Source organism: Aquisphaera insulae (genome assembly GCF_011064615.1).
Taxonomy (GTDB): Bacteria; Planctomycetota; Planctomycetia; order Isosphaerales; family Isosphaeraceae; genus Aquisphaera; species Aquisphaera insulae.
In genome coordinates, this window is the sequence record NZ_JAALJH010000235.1 from 1 (window position 1) to 945 (window position 945).

Here is a 945-nt window from a genome sequence, read left to right on the forward strand (position 1 = left end):
CCGGAAGCTGTTCGCCCTGATCGCGCGGTGCCAGCAGATGCTCGGCAACCTGCCGCGGGCGATCGCGGCCTGCGACGAGGGCCTGTCCTTCTTCCCCGAGGACGCCGAGCTGCTCTTCCGCAAGGCCGTGGCCCACCGCGGCTCGGGCGACCCGGCGGCGGCCGAGTCGTCGTGGCGAAGGATCCTGGGGCTGCGGCGGCCGGAGGAGTTCGCCAGCGTCGACCAGGGGATCTACGGCCACCTCACCCGGCGCAACCTCGCGAGGCTCGCCGAGGAGCGAGGAGACCGGGCCGGTGCGGCTGCCCTCTGGCGGGAGATCCTGGCCGAATGCCCGGGCGACGCCGAGGCCCTCTGGGGCGTGCATCGGCTGGATGGGCCGATCGAGCCGAGCTCCGTCCCCTGGCTGGTGGAGGGCTCGACGCGGGCGGTGGTGCCGATGGCCGGGCCGGGCGATTTCGACCCGTACCTGGACCTGGCGCGGCGATGGGTCCGTGACCTGGCGGCGACGACCGTGGTGGAGCTGGGCGTGCGCCGGGGGCGAGCACGCGGGCCTTGCTGGAGGGGGTCGCAGCGACCGGCGGGACGGTCTGGGGCGTGGACCTGGAAGACGCCCACGGCATTGACGACCCGCGATTCGTCTTCATCCACGGCGATGCCGGCGATCCGGCGGTCGTGGCGCGGTGGGAAACCATCGACCTGCTGCACATCGACACCGACCCGCACACCGAGGCCCAGACCCTGCGCTGGCTCGACCTCTTCGCCGATCGCTGCCGCGCGATCGCCTTCCACGACGCCCACCATCCCGGCTTCACCGTGGGCAAGGCCGTGCGGTCCTTCGCCGCCCGCGGCGGCTGGGACGTGTTCGAGTACTGGGGAAACCCGTCGGGGTGGACGGTGATGGTGCGCCGGGGCGAGGCCCACACGATCGGAGCGGTTCTCGGCTAG

Annotated in this window: 1 protein-coding gene; it reads left to right on the top strand. The window is 73.1% G+C overall.

Annotated features, from left to right (window positions below; genetic code table 11):
• Positions 1-552: 552 nt before the first annotated feature.
• Positions 553-945 (top strand): O-methyltransferase, encoded by a 393-nt coding sequence (locus G6O54_RS36930; protein WP_165236150.1) that lies wholly within the window; start codon positions 553-555, stop codon positions 943-945.